The sequence below is a fragment of the Bacteriovorax sp. DB6_IX genome, assembly GCF_000447775.1.
In the GTDB taxonomy this organism is placed as follows: Bacteria; Bdellovibrionota; Bacteriovoracia; order Bacteriovoracales; family Bacteriovoracaceae; genus Halobacteriovorax_A.
The window spans coordinates 1-1,605 of record NZ_AUNJ01000504.1 but is presented as its reverse complement, the minus strand read 5'-3'; the positions used below and the strand labels follow the sequence as shown (position 1 = coordinate 1,605).

The following is a 1,605-nucleotide window of genomic DNA, read 5'->3' as shown; positions in this document are numbered from 1 at the left end:
GCAGTAGTCCTCTCTTTCGTCCAAACATAAGTAGAAACGGCTTTCTTTACCAGTAATTTACGTCTGCATGTTCATACAATATCACCGAGAGATATTGAACTAGAAACTGTAAAAATTACTCCCTCCCGAAAGAACGTGCTCGACCTGTTCTTTCATTAGTAGGTAATTTTCTTCTACCGAACGGCCATATTTTTCTGATGTATCGACCTCTACAATTGGAATATCAAACCACTTAAAAACTTTGTGATATGCTGATTCAACACTATTATTTTGCGTAACTGCATCGCCGTACCACTGAACTGTGCCACCTCTGGCCTCTATTCTGTTGTTTATTGTTTCAATATCAGCTTTAACAAAAATTATCACTTCTGGAAGAAGTATTTTTTTATTAATTTTAAGTGTGTCAAAAATATTTTTGACAATATCTTCCCCAAGCATAATTGTTTGGTAGGCCAAAGTTGAAAATACATATCTATCTAATATGACATCTTCATCGTTTAATAATTTCGAAACATCGTTACTCTTCAATAAATTATTTAACAAAAAAAATAGAAATGCACTCTCTTTTGACTCATAGGAGTCAATGACCTTTCTTAGATCATGAGCTTCAGGGACTACCGCATTATGAACGATAGTATTCATTTCTTTCGCATATATAGAGCTTAATGTTGTTTTCCCACATGCATCTAACCCTTCAAAAACGATAAATTTATTCACTTGTTCCTCATCTAATATTTTGTGATTATTTATAGCTCCTATAATAAGGAATCTAGTTTATTTGTTTCATTTTTGTTAAAAGATTTTATGATACATCTACAATGTCAATATTAGTTTTTTTATATCTTGAAGCAAACGTAATTGGATTAAACTCTATTTGAGAAAGAGCTTTTTCCACACCGCATGAATTAATGCATTCGCTGTATTTATACCCAGATTTATTGGCAGTGTTTTGGTAAAAGCAACCCTCTGGACTAATCATTAAGTATGATTCTGTCATAGTAGAATTAGACTCAAAATAAATAGGTAATCCTAATCCACTATGTCTATGAACAAAATTATCGAACTGTTCTTTGGAAATTAGTAGTTCATTATCACCATAAGGCATGACCTGTAACACTTTCCATTTGTATGGATTTAGACTAGAAATTAAATTAGTGAAATCCTCTTCCCAATTAAGACTGTTAATTACAGTATTAATCTTTGTTTTGATTCCTGTTTGTGACTGTGTGAGTCTCGCTAGAGCATGTGTTAAATCATTAACGCCAAAAGAGTTTCCTTTTCGATCGTTTCTTCCTATTTTCATACGTGTACTTAAGTACTGACTGTCAAAGCTGATTCCAATCATGTCTAAAGTATCTTTCGGCAACGGTGATTTTCCATGAATTAGGTAATGTCCATTAGTTATGGTTGAGGTTTTAAATCCTTTTTGTTTTGCAAGAACCAAAGCGGTAACGAACGTATTTCCTAACATCATTGGTTCCCCTCCTGCAAAGTTAAGACGAACACTTTCGTACCCCAGCTTTTCTTTTAAGACTGGAGTGCCTTTGATGAAGTAGTCTGCTAGCTTATCCAATAAGTTATCGATTGCCTGTTCTGAACGATGGA

At 33.7% G+C, this 1,605-nt stretch carries 2 protein-coding genes; both read right to left on the bottom strand.

Annotation, left to right across the window (positions count from 1 at the left end):
- Positions 1-99: 99 nt before the first annotated feature.
- Positions 100-717 (bottom strand): deoxynucleoside kinase, encoded by a 618-nt coding sequence (locus M901_RS15805; protein ID WP_021279224.1) that lies wholly within the window; start codon positions 715-717, stop codon positions 100-102.
- Positions 718-802: 85 nt separating this feature from the next.
- Positions 803-1,605: viperin family antiviral radical SAM protein (locus M901_RS15800; RefSeq protein WP_034722706.1), on the bottom strand; the 803-nt coding region annotated here is incomplete at its 5' end.